This window comes from Mesorhizobium sp. M00.F.Ca.ET.216.01.1.1, assembly GCF_004010325.2.
GTDB lineage: Bacteria > Pseudomonadota > Alphaproteobacteria > Rhizobiales > Rhizobiaceae > Mesorhizobium.
Window position 1 is genome coordinate 1 of sequence record NZ_SADR02000651.1, and the last position, 278, is coordinate 278.

A 278-nucleotide genomic window follows, 5' to 3' on the forward strand; every position below is an offset into this window, starting at 1 on the left:
CGCGGGCCGCTGCCTGGCTTTTGCGGCGTGTAGCGCCACTCGGTCGGGCCAAACAGGCCGCGGCTGCCGTCGGGCGTATAGCGGTACGAGTACAGCTTGTCCGCGCCGAGATCCTGTGCAAACAGATACTTGCCGTCCGCGGAGAACACCGTGGAGTGCACGTGCGAGTTGTCCTGGCGCCCCTTCACCGGACCGCCTCCTTCATGATGCACGGTCAGCACCGACGCGCCGAGCTGGCCGTCGGCGGCCACCGGAAACACCGCGAAGCTGCCGCCGGG

General features: G+C 68.7%; 1 protein-coding gene. It reads right to left on the reverse strand.

Translation table 11 applies throughout. The features are described from left to right. A partial coding sequence (locus EN859_RS37790; RefSeq protein WP_135913784.1) for a beta-propeller fold lactonase family protein occupies positions 1-278 on the reverse strand: 278 nt, incomplete at both ends.